Consider the following 25,895-nt stretch of genomic DNA (forward strand, 5'->3'; position numbering starts at 1 on the left):
GCAAGCCCAGTCGACCGCAATAAGCCGTCCCCTGAGGCAGTTTTAAGCCAACTTTACATTTCCGCAAGAGGAAGAAGAGTTGTTCCCTCGCACCTCACGGACACCAGGAATCCCGGCAGGACAATGCTGGACATCTCCTCACGAGTGCGTGTACATGTGGAGACACTGCTAGCGACGCAGAATGACATGGGGGTTTGCGATGCTTTTGAGCAGTACGTACCGGTTGGAAGGCCGGACGCCATGAACGCTCCGCACCCTCCGAAAGTGGCTGGAATCGATTCAACGGTTCCGGCACCCGCACACACTGTCGCGCCCGTAGCGGCGGGCTCGTCCCCGGCCGTGCCCGCGAACCCCCCGGCCCCTGCCGGTGCCGTGCTCCAGGACCGTCTGGCCGGCTGGGTCTCCGACCTCACCACCCTGCACGAGCTCACCGAACGCCTGGCCCGCACCACCACGCTCGACGGGGCGCTCCAAGAAGTGCTGCGGGCCGGCGCCGCCCTGGTGGGCGCCCGGCGCGGCCTCGTCGTCATGGAACCCGGTGACGGACTCGGCCCCGACACCACCATCGGCCTGGGCCTCGCCCGCGCCGATCTCGGCCACATCGAGACCGTGCCGCGCAGCGCCCTGTCGTACGGCCGGATCCTCGACGGGCTGCCGGGCGACGAGGGCGGCATCGCCGACCCCGACCTCTTCGCCCAGGAGGGGCTCGATCCCCGCCACCGCGACGTCGCGGCCCGCCTCGGCTACGCCGCCAGCTACGCCCTGCCTCTGACCGCCGACACCGCCGTCCGCCTCGGCGCCGCCGTCTGGCTCTACGACGAGCCCGCCGAACCGGGCGAGCGGCAGCGCCATCTCGTCGGCCTCTACGCGCGGTACGCCGCCGAGCACCTGGCCCGCCTCCTCGAACTGGAACGCACCCGCACGTCCATGGCCACCATGTCGGACGAACTGCTGCCCGCCCGGCTTCCCCGGGTCGGCGGCGTCCAGCTCGCGGCCCGGCACCGCACCGGTCCGCGCGGCGGCGGCGACTGGTACGACGCGCTGCCGCTGCCCGACGCCGCCCTCGGTCTCGCCGTCGGATCCGTCACCGGCTCGGGGCCCAGCGCGGTCGCCGCGATGGGGCGGCTGCGGGCATCGCTGCGCGCGTACGCCGTGATGGAGGGGGAGGACCCGGTAGCCGTCCTGTCCGACCTGGAGCTGCTGCTGCGGCTGACCGAGCCCGCCCGGTCCGCCACCGCCCTGTTCGGCTACTGCGAGCCGGCCGCGCGCAAGATCACGCTGGCCGGCGCCGGGCACAGCCCGCCGCTGCTGATCGGACAGCGCCGCACCGAGTTCGTCGAGACCTCCGTCTCCGCCCCGCTGGGCATGCTCGCCTGCTGGGAGGCGCCGAGCGTGGAGATCCTCGCCGAGCCCGGAGAGACGGTTCTGCTCTACACCGACGGGCTCCTGCACCGCACCGGCGAGGCCACCGACCGCGCCTTCGCCCGGCTGCACGCGGCGGCGGCCGGAGTGCCGCGGGCCCTGCGCGGCGATCCCGGCGCCATCGCCGACCACGTTCTGCGGAGCGTGCTGCCGGACGGGCTGGACGCGGCCGACGGTGCGGAGGACGTCGTCCTGCTGGCGGTCAGGTTCGAGTAACGCTCCTCGTCATCGCCCTGGGCCCCCTTCCCCGCCGCCGTACAGTGGACGGTGGTCCAGTGCCGTTATCGAGGAGGATGACCGTGGCCGAGGAGCTCACACCGGCGACCCCGGACGAGAGCGAAGAGCCGATCAAGCAGCGGAAGAACGGACTGTACCCGGGCGTGTCCGACGAGCTGGCCGAGAACATGAAGAGCGGCTGGGCCGACACCGAGCTGCGCGACCTCGAGCCCATCCCCCAGGCCGCCGAGACCGCCGCCCGCCGGGCCGCGCTGTCCGCGCGCTTCCCGGGTGAGCGTCTGGTGATCCCCGCGGGCAACCTGAAGACCCGCTCCAACGACACCGAGTACGCCTTCCGCGCCTCCGTCGAGTACGCCTACCTCACCGGGAACCAGACCGAGGACGGCGTCCTGGTCCTGGAGCCCACGGCCGAGGGCCACGAGGCGACGATCTACCTCCTGCCGCGGTCCGATCGCGAGAACGGGGAGTTCTGGCTGGACGGCCAGGGCGAGCTGTGGGTCGGCCGCCGCCACTCCCTCACCGAGGCCGGAACGCTGTACGGCATCCCCGCCTCCGACGTCCGCGAGCTGGCCGACGCCCTGCGCGAGGCCACCGGCCCGGTGCGGGTCGTGCGCGGGTACGACGCCGGCATCGAGGCGGCCCTGACCGACAAGGTCACCGCCGAGCGCGACGAGGAGCTGCGGGTCTTCCTCTCCGAGGCGCGCCTGGTCAAGGACGAGTTCGAGGTCGGCGAGCTGCAGAAGGCGGTCGACTCGACCGTGCGCGGCTTCGAGGACGTGGTGAAGGTCCTCGACAAGGCCGAGGCGACCTCCGAGCGGTACATCGAGGGCACGTTCTTCCTCCGCGCGCGCGTCGAGGGCAACGACGTCGGCTACGGCACGATCGCCGCGGCCGGGCCGCACGCCTGCACGCTGCACTGGGTGCGCAACGACGGAGCCGTGCGCTCGGGCGAGCTGCTGCTGCTCGACGCGGGTGTGGAGACGCACACGTACTACACGGCCGATGTCACGCGCACGCTGCCGATCAACGGCCGCTTCAGCGACATCCAGCGCAAGATCTACGACGCCGTGTACGAGGCCCAGGAAGCCGGGATCGCGGCGGTGAAGCCGGGCGCGAAGTACCGCGACTTCCACGACGCCGCCCAGCGGGTGCTGGCCGAGAGGCTCGTCGAGTGGGGGCTCGTCGAGGGGCCCGTGGAGCGGGTGCTGGAGCTGGGGCTGCAGCGGCGCTGGACGCTGCACGGCACCGGGCACATGCTCGGCATGGACGTGCACGACTGCGCTGCCGCGCGGGTCGAGGCGTACGTCGACGGCACACTGGAGCCGGGGATGTGCCTCACCGTCGAGCCCGGGCTGTACTTCCAGGCCGATGACCTGACCGTACCGGAGGAGTACCGGGGCATCGGGGTGCGGATCGAGGACGACATCCTCGTCACCGAGGACGGCAACCGGAATCTCAGTGCCGCGCTGCCCCGGCGGTCCGACGAGGTCGAGGCGTGGATGGCCTCCGTCAAGGGCTGAGTGTCGTCTGCGGGTGCGTGGGGGCTGGTCGCGCCCTGCGGCGGAGCCGCACAGTGACTCAGCCCCGCGCCCCTGGATGGGCGTCCAGGAACAGTGCGCCCGCAAGCAGGGCCGCGCTGCCCCGTGGGGTCCAGGTGCGTTCCGCGAGGTCGGTGTCCAGGGCTCTCAGCGCCGCCGCACCCGGCTCCGTCGCCGTGCCGCCCGCCTCCAGGACACCGCGCGCCCCCGCCTGCACATGACGTAGCCCCCGCGGACCCGCCGTGTACAGCAGTTCCGTGTCCTGGAGCGTGGACATCACCGTGAGCAGGGCGTCCAGCCGGGCCTCGGGTTCGTTGGCCCCCTGACTGCGGGCCGTGGTGAGGGTGGTCAGGGCGCGGCGGACGTGCGGGAATCCCGCCCTGGCCTCTCCCCTCGCGCCGGCCGCGCCGTAGCGGGCCGACACCGTGGAGCCGCGCGACGGGCGGCGCGGGGCGCGGCGGTCCGGGTGGGCGGCCAGCTGTTTGGCCAGGGCCGTCATGCCGACCGGTGTGGCTCCCGGCTGCAGGGCTGCCGCCGCCACCAGCAGGCCCAGCGTCCACAGGGCGCCGCGGTGGCCGCCGCCCGCCAGCGCCACCGTGTGTTCCGTGGAGCGGCCGATCGCGCCCAGGTCCGCGCGGAGGCGGGCGCTGGGCTCGCCCGTGCGGCGGGCCGTGGCGGCCATGGCCGTGAGGCCGGGGAGCAGTGCCCCGGCCGACCACCGCAGGGCGCTGTGGTCCCGGGCTGTGCGCTCCCGCGGATCGGGCAGACCCGGCTTGGGGGTCAGGGCCAGCTGGCCGATCAGGGCGTCGACGGCGGCCTTCGCGAGTGCCTGGTCCGCGCGGCCGTTCCCGTACTGCGTTCCCGTCATGGGCCGGGAATGTAGGGGGGCCACCCATGAGACGGATGGGTCCCGGCTGTGAGCCCCCTTTGCACCGCCTCCCGGGGTACCGCGCCCCATAGGGGGCGGGAAACTGCGCGACCGGCCATGCACGACCCGCGCCCGCCCACGGCGATCCAGCGGCACCCCCTACGGCCCCTCCCAGCGCACGTCCGACCGGTCGGTCAAGAAACAGCAGGTCAGCGGTAGTTGACGTATGAGATCATGGCCGACCTTGCCGGGCCGACTCGGGGAACGGGCGCGATCATCATGAAGAACGTTCAGACGGCGCTGACCATGCAGGACGCCATCCTCACCCTGCAGAAGTACTGGAGCGACAACGGCTGCATGATCACGCAGCCGCTGAACACCGAGGTCGGAGCCGGTACGGCCAACCCGGCCACGGCACTGCGGGTGCTCGGTCCCGAGCCGTGGAGCGTCGCCTACGTGGAGCCCAGCGTGCGGCCGGACGACTCGCGTTACGGCGAGAACCCCAACCGCCTCCAGACCCACACCCAGTTCCAGGTGATCCTCAAGCCCGACCCGGGCAACCCGCAGGAGCTGTACCTGGGCAGCCTGCGCGCCCTGGGTGTCGATCTGAACGCGCACGACGTGCGGTTCGTCGAGGACAACTGGGCCTCGCCCGCGCTCGGCGCCTGGGGGCTCGGCTGGGAGGTCTGGCTGGACGGCATGGAGATCACCCAGTTCACCTACTTCCAGCAGGTCGGCGGTGTCGCCCTGGACCCGGTGTCGGTGGAGATCACGTACGGGCTCGAACGCATCCTGATGAACCTTCAGGGCGTGTCCCACTTCAAGGACATCGCCTACGCGCCGGGGATCACCTACGGCGAGGTGTTCGGGCAGAACGAGTACGAGATGAGCCGCTACTACCTCGACGACGCCGACATCGACACCAATCACCGGCTGTTCGAGTCGTACGCGGCCGAGGCCCGGCGCCTGCTGGACCTGGAGCTGCCCGTCCCGGCGTACACGTACGTGCTGAAGTGCAGCCACACCTTCAACGTGCTCGACGCGCGCGGGGCGATCAGCACCACCGAGCGGGCCAAGGCGTTCTCGCTGATGCGCGGCCTGACGCACGAGACGGCCAAGCTGTGGGAGCGGCGGCGGGCCGCGCTGGAGCATCCGCTCGGGCGGGCGGCGGCGCCGGCTCCGGCCGAGCGGGCCATGCTCCCCAAGGTGCCCGGTACCGAGACGCTGCTGTTCGAGATCGGCGTGGAGGAGCTGCCGTACGCCGACGTCCCCGCCACCACCGAAGCGGTGCGCGAGTCGGTCACCGCCAAGCTCGCCGCGACCCGGCTGGGGCACGGCGCGATCAACGTGATGGCCACACCGCGCCGGATCGTGATCACGGTCGACGGTGTGCAGCCGCGCGAGCGCGACACCATGCGGACCGTGCGCGGGCCCAAGGTCGCCGCCGCCTACAAGGACGGTGCCCCCACACCCGCGCTGCTCGGCTTCGCCCGCAGCCAGGGCGCCGAACCGGCCGATGTGCGGGTCGTCGAGGCCAACGGGGTCGAGTACGTGGCGGTCACCCGTCACGAAGAGGGCCGCCCGGCCGTCGAGGTGCTCAGCGAGCTGCTGGCCGAGGTCGTCTCCGGGCTGCGGGCCGGGCGCAACATGCGCTGGAGCGACCCGGGGCTGTCGTTCTCGCGTCCCGTGCGCTGGCTGCTCGCCCTGCTGGGGCGCACTCCGCTGCCCGTGGTGGTCTCCTCCTTGTCGTCCGGCGACACCACGCGGGTGCAGCGGCAGGCGCCCTACCCGGAGGTCCGGGTGACCTCCGCCGAGGGCTACCCGCACTTCCTGCACATGCACGGCATCCTGCTCGACCGGGAGGCCCGGCGCGGCGCTGTCGTGCGTGGCGCCCTGGAGGCGGCGGCCGAGGTGGGCGGGCGCATCGACGTGGAGGACCAGGCCGGGCTGATCGACGAGATCACCGACATCCTGGAGTTCCCGTACGCCGTGCGGGGCTCGTTCGACGAGCGCTACCTCGAACTGCCCGCGAGTGTCCTGACCACCGTGATGCGCAAGCACCAGCGCTATCTGCCGGTGCTGGACGGCGACCGGCTCATGCCGCACTTCGTGACGTTCGCCAACGCCCTGTGCGACGACGACGTGGTGCGGGCGGGCAACGAGGCGGTGCTGCGGGCCCGTTACGAGGACGCCGCGTTCTTCTGGCGGGCGGACCTGAAGGTGGCGCCGGAGGAGTTCCGGCGCCGGCTGGACAAGCTGACCTTCGAGGACCGGCTGGGCACGGTCGCCGACCGCGCCGTCCGGCTCGCCTCCCTCGCCCAGGACCTGGCCGGACGGGCCGGGCTCCCGGAGGAGTCGGTGGGGGTCGTGCGGAGGGCCGGCGCGCTGGCCAAGTTCGACCTGGCGTCGCAGATGGTGATCGAGTTCTCCGGTCTGGCCGGGGTCATGGCCGAGGAGTACGCCCGCCGGGCCGGTGAATCCGCCGAGGTCGCCCGCGCGCTGGCCGAGATGGAACTGCCCCGCTCCGCCGGTGGCGCCCTGCCGGCTGGGGACGCGGGGGCCGTGCTGTCCCTCGCCGACCGGTTCGACCTGGTGACGGGCATGTTCCTGATCGGCGCCGCGCCGACCGGGAGCTCCGACCCCTATGGGGTGCGCCGGGCCGCGATCGGGCTGCTCAACGTGTTGCGGAGCGTGCCCGCCGTGGCCGGGGTGCGGGTGAGCGAGGGGCTGCGCGCGGCGGCCGTACGGTATGCCGCGCAGGGCGTCGAGGTGCCCGCCGAGCGGGTCGCCGAAGCCGCCGAGCTCATCACCCGGCGCTACGAGCAGCAGCTCACGGACGCCGGGCACGAGCACCGGCTCGTCCAGGCCGTACTGGTGTGGGCCGACCGGCCCGCCCATGGCGATCGCACGCTCGCCACGCTGGAGCGGCATATCGGCAGCGAGGCGTTCGAGGCGCTCGCCGCCGCTTTCCAGCGGGTGGTGCGCATCCTGCCCGAGGGCGGTGTCGCGGCGGCCGATGGGTCCCTGCTGACCGCGCCCGCCGAACTTGCTCTCGCCGAGAGCGCGCAGGCCGTGCGTCAGGCATTGCAGGGGCGGGAGGACGATCTCGGCGCGCTGATCGAGGTCTCCGCCCCGCTGGTCGAGGCGATCGGCACATTCTTCGACGAGGTGCTGGTCATGGACCCCGATCCGGCGGTCCGGGCGGCGCGGCTGGCGCTGCTGACGGACGTGGCGGGGCTGGCGCGTACGACGCTGGACTGGGGAGCGCTGTAGGTATTGCCGATCACGGGCGCTGTTTCACGTGAAACACGGCTGTTTCACGTGAAACGCCGTCCTGTTGCGGGAGGTCAGACCGCCATCAGCGGGGCGTCGGAACGCCACTTCAGGACCTTGTCGAAGCTCACCACGGCTCCGCCCCGGCCCGGCTTGTTGCCGATGTGGACATGGTCGGCCAGCTCCTCGATGAGACACAGCCCCCTGCCGTTCTCCGCGTCGGAGTGCGCGGGGCGGACCGGCGGGCGGGACAGGCCTGCCGAAGCCGCGGGGAAGCCCGGGCCCGCGTCGGCGACCTCGATCCGGCACTTCTCGCCGTCGAGGTATGCGGTGACCCGGTAGGCCTCCGAGCCGGAGCCGCGCCCTGTGTCCCCGCCGTGCTCCACGGCGTTCGCGCACGCCTCACTGAGGGCGACGGAGAGGTCGTAGGAGATGTCCGGGTCGACGCCCGCGGTCTCCATCGTGCCGATCAGCAGGCGACGGGCGAGCGGCACGCTCGCAGCTTCGCGCCGCAGATGGAGTGACCACCAGATGCTCATGCTCCAGCCTCCTGGCTGCGGCTCGACATACCGTTACGTATTGCCCCGAGTCCCCCTGTATAAGCGTGAAGTTGGCGTGACGCCGCCCATACGGCGGATGCGCGCTGGTCCTGATCGGTGTATGTGGGCGCAGGTATCGGTGCATCCGGGGGCGCGCGGGGCCAGAGCGTGATGTTCCGGTCGTACGGCATCTTGTGGACCTGCCGCACGAGGTCTGCGAGGCCAGTGCGATGATGAGCCCGCCATGACTGCCCCCCACGCGCGCGCGACGCGCTCCGGACACACGCTCCGGATCCTGCGGGCCGCGGTGTTCGCCGCGGTCTGCGTCGTGCTGGCCGGGGCAGGTCATGCACTCGCCTCCTGCGACGGCATCCCGCTGTGGACGCTGGGTGCCGGATTCCTCGGAGTGGCCGCGGTGGCGGCTCCGCTCGCCGGGCGGGTGCGCTCGCTGGCGGGGATCACGGCGCTGCTCGCGGTCGGCCAGACGGTGCTGCACACGCTGTTCGGCCTCGGCCAGCACGGTACGGCCGCCGTCCCGTCCACGGCGCCGACGGGCGGGAGTGACGCCGCGCTGGTCCAGCAGGCCGCACGGTTCGTGTGCGGCACGACGGCGGCGGCGATCAGCCCTGCGCAGGCCCACAGGATCCTCACCGACGCCCGGATCCAGCCGCCCACGGGTGCGCACACGCATCTGGCCGCGGACACCGCGTCCGGGTCGTCGGCGTCGCTGTGGCCGTCCCTGCCGATGCTGCTCGGCCACCTCCTCGCGGCGCTCGCCGCCGGCTGGCTGCTGCGTCACGGCGACCTGGCTCTGCTGCGGCTCACCGAGCTGTCGGCCCAGGGAGTCGCCGAGGGGGCGCTCATGCGCTCCCTGCGGGCCGCTCTCGCCCTGGTTCGCGCCCTGCGCGCCGGGCTTCCGGGGGCCCCGGAAGTCCACCCGCGCCCGGCGCACACCACTCCGTCCGCGCCCCCGATGCCTCGCACGGCGGCGCTCCAGCACACGGTGATCCGGCGCGGCCCGCCGACCGCCACGGCTTCCGCAGCCGCACTCGCCCTCGCCGCCTGACGCGACGCGACCACCACCACTCCGCTCCCGCGGAGGAGGGGCCGCCGTCGTGCGGCACGCGCGTGTGCGCGCATCCCTCCTTCCACATCCAGACCGACTCACAGCGGAGTGCCCCTTCCATGAAGGCTTCCCGTATCGTCGCGGCCGGTGCCGCCGCCGGTATCACCGTTCTCGCCCTGTCCGCCCCCGCCTTCGCGCACGTCACCGTGCAGCCCGAGGGCACGGCCGCCAAGGGCGGCTACGCGGTCATCGACTTCAAGGTCCCCAACGAGCGCGACGACGCCTCGACCACCAAGCTCGAGGTGAACTTCCCGACCGACCACCCGCTGGCCTCCGTCATGCCGGAGCCCATGCCGGGCTGGAAGATCGAGGTCACCAAGTCCAAGCTGGACAAGCCGCTGGAGATGCACGGCGAGAAGATCACCGAGGCCGTCTCCAAGGTCACCTGGACCGCCGACGGCAAGGGGATCGAGCCCGGCTACTTCGAGAAGTTCCCGCTCTCCGTCGGCCAACTGCCCGAGGACACCGACCAGCTGGCCTTCAAGGCCCTCCAGACGTACTCCAACAAGGAGGTCGTCCGCTGGATCGAGGTGCCGCAGAAGGGCCAGGAAGAGCCCGACAACCCGGCCCCGGTGCTGGAGCTGTCCGCGGCCTCCGAGGACGGGCACCACGGCTCGTCCGCCGATGAGGACTCCGAGGCCAAGTCGGCCGAGAAGACCTCCGCCGAAACCGCCGCCTCCGACTCCTCCGCCGGCACCGACACCACCGCTCGCGTCCTGGGCATCGTCGGCATCGTGGTCGGCGCGGCGGGCGTCGCCTACGGCGTGCTCGCCGGGCGCCGGCGGTCCGACGCCTGAGGCTGCTTCCGTTGACGGCGCGCGCCGGGCCCCCGCCCCCGGGCGGGGGCACCCCCGGTGCGCGCCGGGTCACCGACAACTGGGACATTTTTCTATGCGCACCAAGACCTTCGCCGCGGCCGCACTGCTCGCCGCCGCCTCCCTGACCCTGACCGCCTGCGGCAGCGGCGACGCCGGCGACAAGCCCGTCTCCGTGGTGTCCGAGGAGGCCGGCTCCGACAAGGCCGCCACCGTCCTCGACAAGCCGTTCGAGAAGCCGGACCTGGTCCTCACCGACACGCAGGGCAAGAAGTACGACCTCCGCAAGGAGACCGAGGGCAAGCCCACACTGATCTACTTCGGCTACACCCACTGCCCCGACGTCTGCCCGCTGACGATGAACAACATCGCCGTCGCCAAGAAGCAGCTGCCCAAGGCCGAGCAGGACGAACTCCGCGTGGTGTTCGTCACCACCGACCCCAAGCGCGACACCTCGGCCGAGCTCGGCAAGTGGCTCAAGGGCATCGACAGCCAGTTCGTCGGCCTGACCGGCGACTTCGCGACCATCCAGGCCGGCGCCCGCACCCTCGGCATCTCCATCGAGCCGACGCGCAAGGACAAGAACGGCAAGCTCATCTCCGAGCACGGCACCCAGGTCATAGCGTTCTCCCCGAAGACCGACGGCGGCTATGTGCTCTACGGCGAGGACGCCACCGTCGACGACTACACCAAGGACCTCCCCAAGATCGTCAAGGGGGAGAACCCGTGAGGCGGCGACTCGTCCCGACGGCCCTCGCCCTGGCCGGAGCCCTGGCTCTGGCGGGCTGCGGCGGCTCGGACTCCGGAAGCGACTCGGGGAAACCGGACCTCTCCGCCGGCTCCGCCTACATGCCGCAGCCGGTGTCCGACGACATGGCGGCCGGTTTCCTCACCGTCACCAACAAGGGCGGCGCCGACGACGAGCTCACCTCGGTCACCAGTGACATCGCCGGGCAGGTCACCGTGCACGAGACCGTCGACGGGGCGATGCAGGAGGTCAAGAGCCTCAAGATCCCCGCGGGCGGCCGGCTCGAGCTGAAGAGCGGCGGGGACCACCTGATGTTCGAGCAGCTGAAGAGCAAGCCGAAGCAAGGCCAGACGGTCTCCGTCGAACTGCACTTCGCGCACTCCGGCCCCATGAAGGTCGATATGCCGGTGAAGCCCGCGACCTACATGCCCAAGACCGGACACTGAGGGAGGGACCCCTGTGACGCAGACCATCGCCCCCCGCGTCCGGACACTGGTGCTGCTGCTCCTGGCCGCGGCCTGCGCACTCCTCGCCGGAGCCGGCCCGGCCTCCGCGCACGCCGCCGTGACCGGCAGCGACCCCGGACAGGGGGCGGTGGTCGACAAGGCCCCGGCCCGCATCTCGCTCACCTTCTCCGAGCAGGTCGCGCTGTCCGACGACTCGCTGCGCGTGCTCGACCCCGAGGGCAAGCGCGTCGACACGGCCAAACCGGCCAACGTCAGCGGCACGACGTACGCCGTGCCGCTGCACTCGGGCCTGCCCGACGGCACGTACACGGTGGCCTACCAGGTCGTCTCGGCGGACAGCCATCCCGTCGCCGGCGCCTACACCTTCTCCATCGGCGCCCCCTCCAAGACCTCCGTGTCGGTCTCCGGGCAGTCGACGGACGACGGGGTCGTGGGCTGGCTGTACGGCTTCGGGCGGTACGTGTCCTACGCCGGGTTCATCGTGATGGCCGGCGGCGCCGCCTTCGTGCTCGCCTGCTGGCAGCGCGGTTCCGGGGTGCGGCCGGTCCAGCGGTACGTCGTCTCCGGATGGGTCGCGCTCACCGCGTCGACCCTCGCGCTGCTGCTGCTGCGCGGCTCCTTCACGGGCTCCGGGAAGATCGCCGACGTCTTCGACCTGTCCCTGCTCGGGCAGGTGCTGCAGACCAAGAGCGGCGCGGCCCTGGTGTCCCGGCTGCTGCTGCTCGCAGCGGCGGCCCTGTTCATCGCCGTGCTGTTCGGCGCGTACGACAAGCGGGAAGACGCCCAGGAGAAAAAGGACCTGACCTTCGGGCTCGCGATCGGCGGAGTCGTCGTGGCAGCCGGGCTCGCGGCGAGCTGGGCGATGTCCGAGCACGCCTCCGTCGGCCTCCAGGCGGGCATCGCCATGCCGGTCGACGTACTCCATCTGCTGGCCGTCGCCGCCTGGCTCGGCGGACTCGGCGCGCTGCTGGTCGCCCTGTACCGCGCGCCCGCCGAGACGCCCGTCGACGCACCGGCCGTACGCCGCTTCTCCCAGGTCGCCTTCGGCAGCGTCCTCGCCCTGATCGCGACCGGGACGTACCAGTCCTGGCGCCAGCTCGGCTCCTGGTCGGCCTTCACCGACACCCGCTACGGCCAGCTCCTGCTCGCCAAGATCGCCCTCGTGGTCGTCCTGGTCGGCATCGCGTGGATCTCGCGCCGGTGGACGGGACGACTGGCGGAGACGGCATCGGTGGAGAGGCTGGAGGTACGGGAGAAGGAACGGGTCGGCGCCCGGGCGGACGGCGCGGATATCGCGGATGGCCCCGGGGACGGGAAGGCCGCCCTCGCCGGCAACGGGGACGCCCCCGGCGAGGGGGCCGACGAGACCGCCCCCGGCCTCGACACCGACGAGCAGCCCGACACCGCGCCCACCGACACCGAGCCCGCCGGCACCGAACGCGCCGCGCAGCTCGCCCGGCAGCAGGCCGCCCGGGACGCCGCACGGCAAAAGCGGATGCGGGACGCGGACCCGAACCGCTTCGGGCTGCGCCGCTCCGTGCTGGCCGAGGCGGGCATCGCGGTCGTGCTGCTCGCCGTCACCACCGTGCTCACGCAGACCGAGCCCGGACGCACCGAGCAGGAGGCCAAGGCGGCCACCTCGTCCTCCGCGTCCGCCTCCGCCGACACCGGCGCGTCCGGGGCGCTGACCCTGAACATGCCGTTCGACACCGGCGGCGAGGACGGCAAGGGCATCGTCACCATCGACCTCGACCCCGCGCGGGTGGGCGACAACGAGATGCACGTCTACGTGGAGCGTCCCAACGGCCGGGCCTTCGACATCCCCGAGGTCAAGGTCGAGTTCACCCTGAAAGCCAAGGACATCGGGCCCCTGCCCGTCGTCCCCGACCACCTCGCGACCGGACACTGGTCGGCGAACGGAGTGCAGATCCCCATGGCCGGCGACTGGCAGGTCGACGTGACCGTGCGGACCTCCGACATCGACGAGGTGACCGTCTCCAAGAACGCGCAGATCGGCTGAACGACCATGCCTGACCAGTCCCTTCCGAAGGCCCGCACCCCCGAGGCCGGCCCGGGTGAGAGCGAAACGGCCCCCGCCCACGAGGGCATCTCACGGCGGCGGCTGCTCGGCACCGCCGGTGCCACCGGGCTCGTCCTCGGCACGGCGGGCGCCGCCGTGGGCTACGCCGCCGCCCCCTCCGAGGCAGCCGCACCGCTCACCTCGCTCGGCACGGACCGGGCGATGTTTCACGGGAAACATCAGCCCGGCATCACCGACGGCCTCCAGGCACGCGGCCACCTCGTCGCCTTCGACCTCGCGGCGGGCGCCGGCCGCAAGGAGGCCACCGCCCTGCTGCGCCGCTGGTCGGAGACGGCCCGGCGGCTGATGGCGGGCGAGCCGAGCACCCACGAGGACACGGACGTCGCCCGCGACGCCGGGCCCTCGTCGCTGACGATCACCTTCGGCTTCGGCCACAGCTTCTTCGCGAGGACCGGCCTGGAGAAGCAGCGTCCGGCCGCTCTGGACCCGCTGCCCGAGTTCTCCTCCGACCACCTCGACAAGAACCGCAGCAACGGCGACCTGTGGGTGCAGATCGGCGCCAACGACGCGTTGGTCGCCTTCCACGCCCTGCGCGCGATCCAGAAGGACGCGGGCCGGGCCGCGAAGGTCCGCTGGCAGATGAACGGCTTCAACCGCTCACCGGGCGCCACCTCCCACCCCATGACGGCCCGCAACCTGATGGGCCAGATCGACGGCACCCGCAACCCGAAGCCTGCCGAGTCCGACTTCGACCGGCGCATCTTCGTTCCGGAGAAGCCGGACAACGGCGAACCGGCCTGGATGGCGAACGGCTCCTACGCCGTCGTACGCCGGATCCGCATGCTCCTCGACGACTGGGAGCAGCTCTCCCTCAAGGCGCAGGAGGACGTGATCGGGCGCCGCAAGTCCGACGGGGCGGCCCTGTCCGGAGGCACCGAGACGACGGCGATGGACCTGGAGAAGACGGACGCCAAGGGCAACCTGGTCGTCCCGATCAACGCCCACGCCCGCATCACCCGGCCTGACCAGAACGGCGGCGCGGCGATGCTCCGCCGCCCCTTCTCCTTCCACGACGGCATCGACACCGACGGGGTGCCCGACGCGGGTCTGCTCTTCATCTGCTGGCAGGCCGATCCCCTGCGCGGCTTCGTGCCGGTGCAGCGCAAGCTCGACCGCGGCGACGCCCTGTCGCAGTTCATCCGGCACGAGTCGAGCGGCCTGTTCGCGGTGCCGGGCGGGGCCGCGGAGGGAGAGTACGTGGGGCAGAAGTTGCTGGAGGGGTGACAGTTCACCCTTGTGTGTGCTTGTGGGGGATAGCGCTTCCGCGAGCCCATTAGGGTGAGGTCATGCCAGCGAGCTACGCGTATCTCGGCCCTGAGGGCACCTTCACCGAAGTCGCCCTGCGCACGCTTCCCGAGGCCGCCACCCGGGAACTCATCCCGTACGTGTCCGTCCAGTCCGCGCTCGACGCGGTACGCGCCGGCGAGGCCGAGGCCGCGTTCGTGCCGATCGAGAACTCCGTCGAGGGCGGCATCACCACCACGCTCGACGAGCTGGTCGCCGGCGCGCCGCTGATGATCTACCGCGAGGTGCTGCTGTCGATCACCTTCGCGCTGCTGGTCCGCCCGGGCACGAAGCTGTCGGACATCAAGACCGTCTCCGCCCACCCGGCCGCGCAGCCGCAGGTGCGCAACTGGCTGAAGAAGCACCTCCCGGACGCGCACTGGGAGTCCGCCGCCTCGAACGCGGACGCCGCACGACTGGTCCAGGAGGGCCAGTACGACGCCGCCTTCGCCGGTGAGTTCGCGGCCGCCCGCTACGGTCTGGAGGCCCTGGAGACCCAGATCCACGACGCGGAGAACGCCCAGACGCGGTTCGTGCTGGTGGGCCGGCCCGCCCGGCCCGCGGCGCCGACCGGCGCGGACAAGACCTCGATCGTGCTGTGGCAGCGCGACGACCACCCCGGCGGCCTGCGTGACCTGCTGGGCGAGTTCGCCACCCGGGGCATCAACCTCATGCTGCTCCAGTCCCGGCCCACCGGCGCCGGCATCGGCAATTACTGCTTCTGCATCGACGCCGAGGGCCACATCTCCGACCGCCGGGTGGCCGACGCCCTGATGGGTCTGAAGCGGATCTGCCTCCAGGTGCGCTACCTGGGCTCCTACCCGCGCGCGGACATGCGGCCGGGGGATGTGCGGCCGCCGCGGCTGGGGACGTCCGACGAGGAGTTCGCGGGGGCGGCGGACTGGGTCGCGCGGTGCCAGGACGGGCGTTTCTAGTCCGGGTTCCCGCCCGTTCCGAGCTGGTCGTACCTGCTGATTGTCGTTATCCACAGAAGTTATCCACAGGTCCGCTTCTCGACCTGGGGACAAGTCGACAACGAAGCGTGGGTCAGTCGACAAATCGCCCTACAGGCCCTTGATGAGCCCATCGGCGGGCAGGTCACCCTTCGTCCACTGTTTTCCCTTGCGTACCCCTTCGAGGTGACCCACTTCCACTCGAAAGTGAGAGTGGAGGGGGTTTGTCACGGGAATTCGTGGGACGGTCCGACCATTCGGAGTGATCGATTCCGTAGTCCACAGATCTTCCACACAGCCTGTGGATAACTTTTGCCCGGATGTGGATCGCTGTGGACAACGGAAACCCAAGTCCCTTCCCGCCCAAGGGATTAGAGTCAAGATGACGCCCGTCGGATGCCACGTTCCGGGGAGAGGCGTCTTCTTTATTGACACTGCGCGCAATTCGCTCACAACGGTACGTAAGGCGCGAGCGGAATAGTGAGTCGTGGGCGGTCATCCCGCACCGGTAGCCTTGGGCGCGTGATTGACCTTCGCCTGCTCCGTGAGGACCCCGACCGTGTGCGCGTGTCGCAGCGCGCCCGTGGAGAGGACGTCGCGCTCGTCGACGCCCTCCTGTCTGCCGACGAGCGGCGCAGGTCGTCCGGCGTCCGCTTCGACGAGCTCCGCGCCGAACAGAAGGCGCTCGGCAAGCTCATCCCCAAGGCGGCCGGCGACGAGAAGGCCGAGCTGCTGAAGAAGGCGGGCCAGCTCGCCGCCGACGTCAAGGCCGCCGACGCGGACCGCGACGCGGCCGCGACCGAGACCCAGGAGCTGCTCCAGCGGCTCGGCAACCTCGTGCACCCGGACGTGCCCGTGGGCGGCGAGGAGGACTTCGTCACCCTCGAGACGCACGGCACGATCCGCGACTTCGACGCCGAGGGCTTCGAGCCCAAGGACCACCTGGCGCTCGGCCAGCTCCTCGGCGCGATCGACGTCGAGCGCGGCGCCAAGGTCTCCGGCTCGCGCTTCTACTTCCTGACCGGCGTGGGCGCGCTCCTGGAGCTCGCCCTGGTGAACGCGGCGATGGCGCAGGCCACCGCGGCCGGCTTCACCCCGATGCTGACCCCGGCGCTGGTCCGCCCCCAGTCCATGGCGGGCACGGGCTTCCTCGGCCAGGCCGCGCAGGACGTCTACCACCTCGCCGACGACGACCTCTACCTGGTCGGCACGTCCGAGGTGGCGCTCGCGGCGTACCACATGGACGAGATCCTCGACGCCGACCGCCTCCCCCTGCGCTACGCGGGCTTCTCGCCCTGCTTCCGCCGCGAGGCCGGTTCGCACGGCAAGGACACCCGGGGCATCTTCCGCGTGCACCAGTTCGACAAGGTCGAGATGTTCTCCTACGTCGCTCCCGAGGACTCGCAGGCCGAGCACCAGCGCCTGCTGGACTGGGAGAAGCAGTGGCTGACCTCGCTGGAGCTGCCGTACCGCGTGATCGACGTGGCGAGCGCCGACCTCGGCTCCTCGGCCTCCCGCAAGTTCGACTGCGAGGCGTGGATCCCGACCCAGGGCAAGTACCGCGAGCTGACCTCGACCTCGGACTGCACCGAGTTCCAGTCCCGCCGCCTGTCGATCCGTGTCCGTGAGGGCAAGCAGGTCCGCCCGCTGGCCACGCTCAACGGCACGCTGTGCGCCGTCCCGCGCACGATCGTGGCGATCCTGGAGAACCACCAGCAGGCCGACGGTTCGGTGCGCGTGCCCGAGGTGCTGCGTCCGTACCTGGGCGGCCGGGAGGTCCTGGAGCCGGTGGCCAAGTGAGCGACACGGCTTCCCCGGGCGCCTTCCCGTACCGGCTCGTCGCCACCGATCTCGACGGGACGCTGCTGCGCTCCGACGACACGGTGTCGCAGCGCACCCGTGACGCGCTCGCCGCGGCCACCGCGGCGGGCGCCGCGCACATCGTCGTCACCGGCCGCGCCGTCCCGTGGACCCGGCACATCCTCGACGACCTCGGCTACCGAGGCCTCGCCGTCTGCGGCCAGGGCGCGCAGGTCTACGATGCCGGCGCGCACCGCCTGCTGACGTCGGTGACGCTGGACCGGCAACTGGCCGGGGTGGCCTTGGCCAAGATCGAGGCGGAGGTCGGCCCGCTCCACCTGGCGGCGAGCCGCGACGGCCTCGACGGCGAGGTGCTGGTGGGCCCGGGCTACGCGGTGCAGGGCACCCTGCCCGCCACGCCCTTCACGGACGCGTCGGACCTGTGGACCGCGCCCCTGAACAAGCTGTACATCCAGCACCCGACGCTTTCCGACGACGAGCTCTGCGAGGCGGCGACCCGCACAGCGGGCGGTTTCGTCACCGTCACGATGGCGGGCGCGGGCATCGTCGAGCTTCTCCCCCTCGGTCTGTCCAAGGCGACAGGGCTGTCCCTGGCGGCCCGTCGGCTCGGTCTGAAGGCGGCCGACACGATCGCCTTCGGCGACATGCCCAACGACATACCGATGTTCGCCTGGGCCTCCCACGGCGTCGCCATGGCGGACGCCCACGAGGAACTGAAGGCGGTGGCCGACGAGGTGACGTCCTCCCACGACGAGGACGGCATCGCGGTGGTGCTGGAGCGGTTGCTGGGCTGAACCTTCGTAGCGTGTGCGCGGCGGAGGATGCACGGATCGAACGTGCGCGGGCCTTTCGACCCGACCATGGCTTAGCAAGCCAGTGCCTTACCACTCGGCCAATCCTCCGGGTGGGCGGCCTCACGCGATGTGCGATTCGCGTGCTCGAAGCGGCCGCCCCGGGCAGCTCCCCGTACGGGGCGGGTTCCACGGAGGGGTGGCGACTACTCCGGATCCCGCCTCGGGCTGCCCTGAAGGGAGCTGGACGTACTGCCGTGCATGGACATCGTCCCGCTCCTCTCCCGGCTCGTGACTCCGGGCCGATCGGCCCGGCGCTGACGACAACCACTCTGCCCGCCGGGCGAATTGGACGCCACTGAATAAATCGGCGGCCGGACCGGCGGCGGCCCGGCTACTTCCTGCGCCACCTGCGCCGCCGGACCTTGCTGAAGAACCAGCCCGCGGGCGGCTCGTCGGACCGCCAGGGCTGCGGCTCCGGTTCCTCGCGGCGCCACTTCGCGGCGAGCATCCGGGCACGGGCGGACGGCTCGGAGGTCCCGGCGGAGCGTATGAAGTCCTCGTCCAGTACGACATCCTCGAAGTCGTCCTTCTCGCTCGCCATTCCCGTCCTCCCAGCCGTCCAACTCCCGTTGTGCTTCCCCTACATCCCGTTCGCCCAGTGTGCCCGGACAGAGGTGAAGCCCCCGTCAAGGCCGGGGCACGTCACTCCTCGCCGGCGAGCGTCAGGGAGCGCAGCTTCTGCCCGGCGTACCAGGTGGCCAGCACCGTGACGGCCACCAGCAGCACCGTCGCCGTGGTCAGGCCCACATCCGAGGAGACCAGGTCCCCGCCGGACACCTTCTGGGCCACCGCCAGCGACCACTGCTGGACGCTCAGCGTGCGCGCACCCGGCACCAGGGAGCCGAACAGGGCCTCCCAGACCAGCGCGTAGACCAGGCCGAACACCACCGCGTGCCGGGAGACCGTGCCCAGCAGCAGGAACAGGGCGGCGTAGGCGATGGACGCGACCAGCGCGGCCACCGTGTAGGCGACGGCGACCTGCTGGCCGTTGCCGTTCAGGATGAAGCCGGCGATGAGCGTCGGCACCGCGGAGAACACCATGGTCACCGCGATGGCGACGATCAGCTTGGTGAAGATGATCGTCGGCCGTTTGATCGGCTTGGACAGCAGGTACACCACCGAGCCGTCGTCGATCTCCGGCCCGATCGCGCCGGTACCGGCGATGACGCCGATGATCGGCACCATCGTGGCGAGGGCGAGGCCGCCCAGCAGGTCGGACGCCGTCTGGTCGTCCGCCCCGGCCAGGCCGCGCACCGCCACGGCGATCACGATCAGCAGCATCGGCAGGGCACCGAGGATGAGGGCCCGGCGCCGGCCGAGCAGGGCCCGGTAGGTGAGCCGGGCGACTGTGGGGTCGTACATCAGGGCCTCCTACGCCGCGACGAGATACGAGAAGACGGACTCGAGGGACTCGTCGGACGGCGAGACCGTGAGCAGCCGGATGCCGTGGTCCCTGGCCACCCGCGGCAGCAGGGCCGTGAAGCGGCCGAAGTCGACGGCCTGGATGCGCAGCGCACCCTCGGCGAGGTCGACCTCGATGCCGGCCGTCGACGGGTCGGCGATCAGCGCGGCCGCGAGGGCGCGGTCGTCGCTGGAGCGCACCAGGTAGCGGTGCGGCCGGTCGGTCATCAGGCGGCGGATCTTGCGGAAGTCGCCGCTGGCGGCGTGCCGGCCGGCGACGACGACCTCGATGTGCCAGGCGAGTTGCTCGACCTCTTCGAGGATGTGGGACGAGAACAGGACCGTGCGGCCCTCGTCGCCCATGCGGCGCAGCAGGTCCATCAGCTGCATGCGCTGGCGCGGGTCCATGCCGTTGAACGGCTCGTCCAGCAGGAGCAGCGAGGGGTCGTGGACCAGGGCGGAGGCCATTTTCACGCGCTGGCGCATGCCCTTGGAGTACGTCTGGATCTTGCGGTCCTGGGCGTACTCCATCTCGACCGTGGCGAGCGCCTTCTGGGCCGCCTTGGCGCCCAGGCCGTGCAGCTCGGCGTTGGCCAGGACGAACTCCTTGCCGGTGAGGAAGTCGTACATCGCCTCACGCTCGGGCACGACACCGATGTGCTTGTAGATCTGCTCGTTGCGCCACACGGCCTGGCCGTCGAGGGTGACCGTGCCGGTGGAGGGGGCCAGGAAGCCGCCCATCATGTTGATGAGGGTGGACTTGCCGGCGCCGTTGGGGCCGAGCAGACCCGTGACACCGGGGCCGATGGTCATGGTGATGTCGTTGACGGCGACCACGTTGCCGAACCAGCGGGAGACGTGGTCGATGTTGAGCGTGGTCACAGTCCCACCTTCTTGTAGCGGCGCATCAGGAGGCCGTAGCTCGCCGCGATCAGGCCCAGGGCGACGACGACGTAGACGATGCCCTCGGCGGTGCTCGGGCCCACTCCGCTCGGGGAGGCGGACGTCGCGCCCAGGAACGCGGACTGCACACCGTCGACGATCGTGATCGGCGAGAACAGCCCGATCCACGGCACGGCGTCGCCGCTGCCCTGGGCGTCGGCGATGGCCTGGAGGGTGGAGACGGCGCCGTAGGTGATGGTCAGCACGGCGATCACGGCCGCGATGCCGAAGCCGCGGCGCGGGGTGAAGGACGCGATGACCAGGCCGATGCCGGCGAACAGCAGTGAGAGCAGTGCCACGGAGACGAGTCCCTGAGCGAATCCCTTGGTCTGGTCGGCGAAGTCGAGCTTGGCCAGCAGCGCGCCCACGTAGAGGACGAGCAGGGGCGCCGCGGTGAGGATGAACAGCGCCGAAGCCAGTGCCGCGAACTTGGCGCGGACGTAGTCGGCGGTCTCGATGGGCCGCGAGAAGTACAGCGGCACGGTCTTGAAGCGCAGGTCCCGCGAGACGGACTGGGGTGCCTGCGAGGCGACGAACAGGCTGATGACCGCCTGCATGACGATCGCGTTGCGCGTGTAGTCCAGCGGGAGGGCGTTGGCCTTGGTGGCGACCGCCACGGCGACGATGATGGCCGCGGGCACGCACATCACCACGAAGAGCAGCATCGGCAGCACCTTGGACTTGACCGAGCGGCCGAGGCCGTAGGAGCCGCGCAGGGACTGCGAGTACAGGGAGCGGCGGGCGTAGGCGCGGCCGAGGCGCGGGCCGTCGTAGTTGCGGTAGCCGATGTTGTGGATGCGGGTCTGGTCACCCGGTGCCGGGGCGGCTGCCCCTGTGGAGTGCTCAACCGCCATGGCCGACCGCCTCCTTCCGCTGCTCGCGCTCGTCGCTGCTGGTGAAGACCTCGGAGATGTGGTGCCGGCGCTGCTCCATGCGCACCAGGCCGAGACCGAGGTCCGCGATCACGTCCCGGACCAGGTCGTATGTCTCCTCGCCCTGCGCGGTGAGCAGCAGGACGTGGCCGGCGCCCGGCAGGCCGCTGCCGTCCTCGACGATCACCCCGCGCGCGTGCAGCGCCTCGCGGACCGCACGGGTGCCGTCCGGGTGCTCGTCGGTGTCGGTGACCTCGATGGCGAGGGTCGTGGTGGTCTGCGTGAAGTCCGTGGTGGAGCTGGAGCGCAGGAGCTTGCCGCCGTCCACGACGACGACGTGGTCGCAGGTGCGCTCCAGTTCGCCCAGCAGGTGGGAGGTGACCAGGACCGAGATGCCGAAGTCGGTGTGGATACGGCGGATGAGGCCGAGCATCTCGTCGCGACCGACGGGGTCGAGGCCGTTGGTCGGCTCGTCCAGGAAGACCAGCTGCGGGTCGTGGACGAGGGCCTGCGCGAGCTTGACGCGCTGCTTCATGCCGGTCGAGTAACCGCCGATGGGGCGGTAGCGCTCCTCGTACAGGCCGACGTGGCGCAGGGTGTCGGCCGTGCGCTCGCGCGCGGCGGTGGGCGGCAGGCCCGACATGCGCGCCATGTGCACGACGAACTCGGTGGCCGAGACGTCCGGCGGCAGGCAGTCGTGCTCGGGCATGTAGCCGACCCGCTCGCGGATGGCGGCGCCCTTGGTGGCGACATCGAGACCGAGCACTTCGGCGCGGCCCTCGGTGGCGGGGGACAGACCCAGCAGGATCTTGATCAGTGTGGACTTGCCGGCTCCGTTGGCTCCGACGAGTCCGGTCACACCGGGCCCGACGTCCACGGAGAGCCGGTCAAGCGCGGTCACCCGGGGGAACCGCTTGCTCAGGCTTTCGGTCGCGATCACAGTCACCCCTCGAAGGTAGGGGCCGTGCGCGTGGCGGGCATCACTCCGCAGAGCTGTCTTCGGATCAACCCTGAGTATTACGGGCCCCTAGGGGAGCTGCTTCTTGAGAGTTACCACCACCGGGAAGCTCCTATTGACGAACTCTCTAACAACTGCCAGATTCGCCGGATGACGTTGCTGACGGGTGCGCGGGAGCGCAGGGTGCGGACCGGCGAAGTCGAGCTGTGCGTGGCCGAGCTGGGTGATCCGGAGCGGCCGACGGTCGTCCTGGTGCACGGCTACCCGGACAGCAAGGAGGTGTGGTCCGAGGTCGCCGGCCGGCTCGCCGGACGCTTCCACGTGGTGGCGTACGACGTCCGCGGACACGGCCGGTCGACGGCGCCGCGGCCACTGCGGGGCGGGTTCACGCTGGAGAAGCTGACGGACGACTTCCTGGCCGTCGCGGACGCGGTGAGCCCGGACCGGCCGGTGCATCTGGTCGGGCACGACTGGGGCTCGGTGCAGGCCTGGGAGTTCACCACCGTGCGGCGCACCAGGGGCCGCATCGCCTCGTTCACCTCGATGTCCGGGCCGTCCCTCGATCACTTCGGCCACTGGATCGACCAGCGCGTGAAGCGGCCCACCCCGCGCCGGGTCGGCCAGCTGCTCGGGCAGGGCGCCAGGTCCTGGTACGTGTACCTGCTGCACACGCCCGTGCTGCCCGAGCTGGCCTGGCGCGGCCCGCTCGGCAAGCGCTGGCCGCGGGTGCTGGAGCGCGTCGAGAAGGTGCCCCGGGGTGACTACCCCACCGCGTCCCTGCCGTCGGACGCCGCCCACGGAGCCTGGCTGTACCGGGACAACGTCCGGCCCCGGCTGCGGGCGCCACGCCCGGACGCACACGCCCACGCCCCCGTGCAGATCATCACGCCCCTGGAGGACCGGTTCCTCTCGGAGCGGCTCCACGACGAACTGGAGCAGTGGGTTCCGCAGCTGACCCGCAGGACGATCCAGGCGGGGCACTGGATCCCGCGCACCCGCCCGGACCACCTGGTCTCCTGGATCGAGGAGTTCGTGACGTCCGTCGAGAGCGGGCGGTCCCCGGTGGTGGCGAGCGGTGAGCACGCGGAACGCTTCGGCGGGCAGCTCGTGCTGGTCACCGGGGCGGGCAGCGGTATCGGACGGGCGACCTCGCTCGCGTTCGCCGAGGCCGGCGCGCGCGTGGTGGCCGTCGACCGGAACGCGGAGGCGGCGGCCCGCACCGCCGAGTCCTGCCGCCTGCTGGGCGCCCCCGAGGTCTGGGCGGAGACGGTCGACGTCTCCGACGAGCAGGCCATGGAGAAGCTCGCCGACAAGGTCACCACCGAGTACGGGGTGGTGGACGTCCTCGTGAACAACGCCGGGATCGGACTGTCCGGTTCCTTCTTCGACACCACCCCGGAGGACTGGAAGAAGGTCCTGGACGTCAACCTGTGGGGTGTCATCCACGGCTGCCGGCTCTTCGGCCGGCGGATGGCCGAGCGCGGGCAGGGCGGCCACATCGTCAACGTGGCATCGGCCGCGGCGTACCAGCCGTCCCGGGCGCTGCCCGCGTACAGCACCTCAAAGGCGGCCGTGCTGATGCTCAGCGAATGCCTGCGGGCGGAGCTGGCGGGCCAGGGGATCGGCGTGACGACGGTGTGCCCCGGTTTCGTCAACACGGCCATCACCTCGACGGCGCACTTCGCGGGGGTCGACGCCCAGGAGGAGAAGCGGCTGCAGAAGCGCGCCGCCCGCCTGTACGGGCTGCGGAACTATCCGCCGGAGAAGGTCGCCCGTGCGATCCTGCGGGCGGTCACGCGCGATGAGGCAGTGGTGCCGGTGACACCGGAGGCACGGGGTGCGCGGTGGCTGTCACGATGGGCACCGGGAGTACTGCGGGGCATCGCGCGACTGAAGCCGCCAGTGTGAAGCGAGACCCAAAACCCCTGCGACGAAGGGAAGTTGTCCACAGAACCGCCCATTCTCCTGTGGATAACCATACTCGGCTGTGGATCAAACCTCCGAGGTGAAACTCGATCGCGTGATGCGCATCTCTCCCGCACCCTGGGGGGATGGACGAAAGACGCACCGTGAAGGTGTCGAAGTACCTGTCGAAGCATCTGCGCCACCAGCCGGAACGCATCGGACTCACGCTCGACGAGGCCGGCTGGGTCGAGATCGACACCTTGATCGCCGCGGCCGCCGCGCACGGCTTCCGGTTCACCCGCGACGAACTGGACCATGTCGTCGCCACCAACGACAAGCGGCGTTTCGCCGTCGAGGGCACCCGGATCCGCGCCAGCCAGGGCCACAGCGTGGAGGTCGACCTCGGGCTGGCGTCGGCGACCCCGCCCGCGCACCTCTACCACGGCACCGTCGCCCGCAACCTGGATGCGATTCGGGCCGAGGGACTCCGTCCGATGAACCGGCACGCCGTGCATCTCTCGCCCGATCGGAACACGGCGACCCGCGTCGGAGCCCGCCGGGGGCAGCCGGTCGTGCTCGGGGTGGACGCGTCCGCCATGCACGCCGACGGCCACGTCTTCCACGTCAGCGCCAACGGGGTGTGGCTCACGCAGGCCGTACCGCCGCGCTACCTGCGCTTTCCCGGACGGCACTGACCGGTTGGTGTGACCAGACACTCAGGGTGACTGGTTTCACGTGAAACACGGGTGGCCCACCGGGCTGCCTTAGGCTCGATCTCATGAGTCTGCGTCTGAGCACCGTGATCCTCCCGTACCGCCGCTGGCACGAAGGCGGCCGCGCGGCCTGGACGCGCGCAGAGCAGCTCGGTTTCCACACCGCGTACACCTACGACCACCTGTCCTGGCGCACCTTCCGGGACGGCCCGTGGTTCGGAGCCGTGCCGACCCTCACGGCCGCCGCGAGCGTCACCGACCGGCTGCGGCTGGGCACCCTGGTGACCTCTCCGAACTTCCGGCACCCCGTGACGCTCGCCAAGGAACTGATCTCCCTCGACGACATCTCCGGCGGGCGGGTCACGCTGGGCATAGGGGCGGGCGGCTCGGGCTTCGACGCCACCGCGCTCGGCCAGGAGCCATGGACCCCGCGCGAGCGCGCCGACCGCTTCGCCGAGTTCGTCCCGCTGCTCGACCGGCTGCTCAGTGAGGACGCCGTGTCGTACGACGGCGACTTCTACTCCGCCCACGAGGCACGGAACATCCCCGGCTGTGTGCAGCGCCCCAGGCTGCCGTTCGCGGTGGCCGCGACCGGGCCACGCGGGATGCGGCTCGCCGCCCGTTTCGGACAGGCGTGGGTGACCACCGGCGACCCGAAACTGTACGAGAACGGCACGCCTGAGCAGTCGGTCCAGGCCATCCGTGGGCAGGCGGAGAGGCTCGACGACATCTGCGCCGAGGTCGGCCGGGACATGACCGATCTCGATCGGGTGCTGCTCACCGGTTTCACACCGGACCGTGTCGGCCCGCTCCAGTCCCTGGACGCGTTCGTGGACTTCGCCGGACGGCATGGGGAGCTGGGCTTCACGGAGATCGTGATCCACTGGCCGATCCCCGACTCGCCCTTCGCCGCGGACGAGAAGGTCTTCGAGCAGATCGCGATGGAGGCGCCGGCGCAGCTACGCTGAGCCTCGGCGGATGCGTCGGGGTGTGTGCGGAGCCTCTGCTCGTGTGGGACTCCACCGCGGGGCCCCTGCGGAGCGGCTGCTCGTGCGGGG

22 protein-coding genes and 1 tRNA gene are annotated in these 25,895 nt (G+C 71.3%); 15 read left to right on the forward strand and 8 right to left on the reverse strand.

Translation table 11 applies throughout. From position 1 onward, the window contains the following. The first annotated feature begins 123 nt into the window (after positions 1-123). Together ABT116_RS10475 and ABT116_RS10480 are read left to right on the forward strand one after the other, a co-directional pair. Positions 124-1,638 carry a PP2C family protein-serine/threonine phosphatase gene (locus tag ABT116_RS10475; RefSeq protein ID WP_351630618.1) on the forward strand — a complete coding sequence of 505 codons (1,515 nt, stop codon included), beginning with the start codon at positions 124-126 and terminating at the stop codon, positions 1,636-1,638. Between the two features lie 77 nt (positions 1,639-1,715). Further along, entirely contained in the window at positions 1,716-3,179 is a 1,464-nt protein-coding gene (locus tag ABT116_RS10480; RefSeq protein ID WP_351630621.1) for an aminopeptidase P family protein, read from the forward strand. Positions 3,180-3,237: 58 nt separating this feature from the next. On the opposite strand, the gene ABT116_RS10485 is transcribed toward ABT116_RS10480, so the two are convergent. Continuing rightward, the gene (locus ABT116_RS10485) at positions 3,238-4,065 is read right to left on the reverse strand and encodes a triphosphoribosyl-dephospho-CoA synthase (protein WP_351630624.1); all 828 of its coding nucleotides are present in this window, start codon (positions 4,063-4,065) and stop codon (positions 3,238-3,240) included. Positions 4,066-4,344: 279 nt separating this feature from the next. On the opposite strand from ABT116_RS10485, the gene ABT116_RS10490 reads away from it, so the two are divergent. Continuing rightward, positions 4,345-7,338 (forward strand): glycine--tRNA ligase, encoded by a 2,994-nt coding sequence (locus ABT116_RS10490; protein WP_351630626.1) that lies wholly within the window; start codon positions 4,345-4,347, stop codon positions 7,336-7,338. 74 nt (positions 7,339-7,412) lie between these two features. Here ABT116_RS10490 and ABT116_RS10495 read toward each other — a convergent pair whose 3' ends face one another. Continuing rightward, positions 7,413-7,877, reverse strand: a complete 465-nt coding sequence (locus ABT116_RS10495; RefSeq protein WP_351630628.1) for an ATP-binding protein — start codon at positions 7,875-7,877, stop codon at positions 7,413-7,415. 244 nt (positions 7,878-8,121) lie between these two features. Here ABT116_RS10495 and ABT116_RS10500 point away from each other — a divergent pair, with 244 nt between their 5' ends. The 9 genes from ABT116_RS10500 (at position 8,122) to ABT116_RS10540 (ending at position 17,986) form a co-directional block, all read left to right on the forward strand. Further along, the gene (locus ABT116_RS10500; RefSeq protein ID WP_351630631.1) at positions 8,122-8,943 is read left to right on the forward strand and encodes a hypothetical protein; all 822 of its coding nucleotides are present in this window, start codon (positions 8,122-8,124) and stop codon (positions 8,941-8,943) included. Between the two features lie 119 nt (positions 8,944-9,062). Further along, positions 9,063-9,800, forward strand: a complete 738-nt coding sequence (locus tag ABT116_RS10505; protein WP_351630634.1) for a YcnI family copper-binding membrane protein — start codon at positions 9,063-9,065, stop codon at positions 9,798-9,800. A gap of 94 nt (positions 9,801-9,894) precedes the next feature. Beyond that, a complete protein-coding gene (locus ABT116_RS10510) occupies positions 9,895-10,548 on the forward strand; it encodes an SCO family protein (protein WP_351630637.1) in 654 nt (217 codons plus the stop codon). Further along, on the forward strand, positions 10,545-11,012 hold the full coding sequence (locus ABT116_RS10515) for a copper chaperone PCu(A)C (RefSeq protein WP_351630640.1): 468 nt from the start codon (positions 10,545-10,547) through the stop codon (positions 11,010-11,012). Before ABT116_RS10510 ends, ABT116_RS10515 begins: the two co-directional genes overlap by 4 nt. Positions 11,013-11,025: 13 nt before the next feature. After that, positions 11,026-13,053, forward strand: coding sequence for a copper resistance CopC/CopD family protein (locus tag ABT116_RS10520; protein WP_351630643.1), 2,028 nt, complete (start codon positions 11,026-11,028; stop codon positions 13,051-13,053). Between the two features lie 6 nt (positions 13,054-13,059). After that, positions 13,060-14,358: an iron uptake transporter deferrochelatase/peroxidase subunit gene (gene efeB, locus ABT116_RS10525; RefSeq protein WP_351630645.1), complete on the forward strand. Its 1,299-nt coding sequence runs from the start codon at positions 13,060-13,062 to the stop codon at positions 14,356-14,358. Positions 14,359-14,420: 62 nt separating this feature from the next. Continuing rightward, positions 14,421-15,353 (forward strand): prephenate dehydratase, encoded by a 933-nt coding sequence (pheA, locus tag ABT116_RS10530; RefSeq protein ID WP_351630647.1) that lies wholly within the window; start codon positions 14,421-14,423, stop codon positions 15,351-15,353. A 540-nt stretch (positions 15,354-15,893) separates the two neighbouring features. Continuing rightward, positions 15,894-17,171: a serine--tRNA ligase gene (serS, locus tag ABT116_RS10535; RefSeq protein ID WP_351630650.1), complete on the forward strand. Its 1,278-nt coding sequence runs from the start codon at positions 15,894-15,896 to the stop codon at positions 17,169-17,171. Beyond that, complete coding sequence (locus tag ABT116_RS10540; RefSeq protein ID WP_351630652.1) at positions 17,168-17,986, forward strand: HAD family hydrolase; 819 nt, start codon at positions 17,168-17,170, stop codon at positions 17,984-17,986. The genes serS and ABT116_RS10540 overlap by 4 nt, the downstream gene beginning before the upstream one ends. Positions 17,987-18,007: 21 nt before the next feature. On the opposite strand, the gene ABT116_RS10545 is transcribed toward ABT116_RS10540, so the two are convergent. The 6 genes from ABT116_RS10545 to ABT116_RS10570 all read right to left on the reverse strand — a co-directional run bounded on the left by ABT116_RS10545 (position 18,008) and on the right by ABT116_RS10570 (position 22,201). After that, positions 18,008-18,094 (reverse strand) — tRNA-Ser (locus ABT116_RS10545). A gap of 283 nt (positions 18,095-18,377) precedes the next feature. Continuing rightward, on the reverse strand, positions 18,378-18,587 hold the full coding sequence (locus ABT116_RS10550; protein WP_351630654.1) for an SGM_3592 family protein: 210 nt from the start codon (positions 18,585-18,587) through the stop codon (positions 18,378-18,380). 101 nt (positions 18,588-18,688) lie between these two features. Next, positions 18,689-19,408 (reverse strand): ABC transporter permease, encoded by a 720-nt coding sequence (locus ABT116_RS10555; RefSeq protein ID WP_234750387.1) that lies wholly within the window; start codon positions 19,406-19,408, stop codon positions 18,689-18,691. Between the two features lie 9 nt (positions 19,409-19,417). Then, positions 19,418-20,329, reverse strand: coding sequence for an ABC transporter ATP-binding protein (locus ABT116_RS10560; RefSeq protein WP_097217810.1), 912 nt, complete (start codon positions 20,327-20,329; stop codon positions 19,418-19,420). Next, complete coding sequence (locus tag ABT116_RS10565; RefSeq protein WP_351630657.1) at positions 20,326-21,243, reverse strand: ABC transporter permease; 918 nt, start codon at positions 21,241-21,243, stop codon at positions 20,326-20,328. The genes ABT116_RS10560 and ABT116_RS10565 overlap by 4 nt, the downstream gene beginning before the upstream one ends. Beyond that, entirely contained in the window at positions 21,233-22,201 is a 969-nt protein-coding gene (locus ABT116_RS10570) for an ABC transporter ATP-binding protein (RefSeq protein ID WP_351630673.1), read from the reverse strand. The genes ABT116_RS10565 and ABT116_RS10570 overlap by 11 nt, the downstream gene beginning before the upstream one ends. Before the next feature lie 168 nt (positions 22,202-22,369). On the opposite strand from ABT116_RS10570, the gene ABT116_RS10575 reads away from it, so the two are divergent. From ABT116_RS10575 to ABT116_RS10585, 3 genes are all read left to right on the forward strand, one after another. Next, the gene (locus ABT116_RS10575; RefSeq protein WP_351630658.1) at positions 22,370-24,127 is read left to right on the forward strand and encodes an SDR family oxidoreductase; all 1,758 of its coding nucleotides are present in this window, start codon (positions 22,370-22,372) and stop codon (positions 24,125-24,127) included. A 143-nt stretch (positions 24,128-24,270) separates the two neighbouring features. After that, positions 24,271-24,819, forward strand: a complete 549-nt coding sequence (locus ABT116_RS10580; protein WP_351630660.1) for an RNA 2'-phosphotransferase — start codon at positions 24,271-24,273, stop codon at positions 24,817-24,819. A gap of 83 nt (positions 24,820-24,902) precedes the next feature. After that, positions 24,903-25,805, forward strand: coding sequence for an LLM class flavin-dependent oxidoreductase (locus tag ABT116_RS10585; RefSeq protein ID WP_351630662.1), 903 nt, complete (start codon positions 24,903-24,905; stop codon positions 25,803-25,805). Positions 25,806-25,895 lie beyond the last annotated feature (90 nt).

Origin of the sequence: Streptomyces sp. NPDC002130 (genome assembly GCF_040296465.1) — a bacterium.
GTDB lineage: Bacteria > Actinomycetota > Actinomycetes > Streptomycetales > Streptomycetaceae > Streptomyces.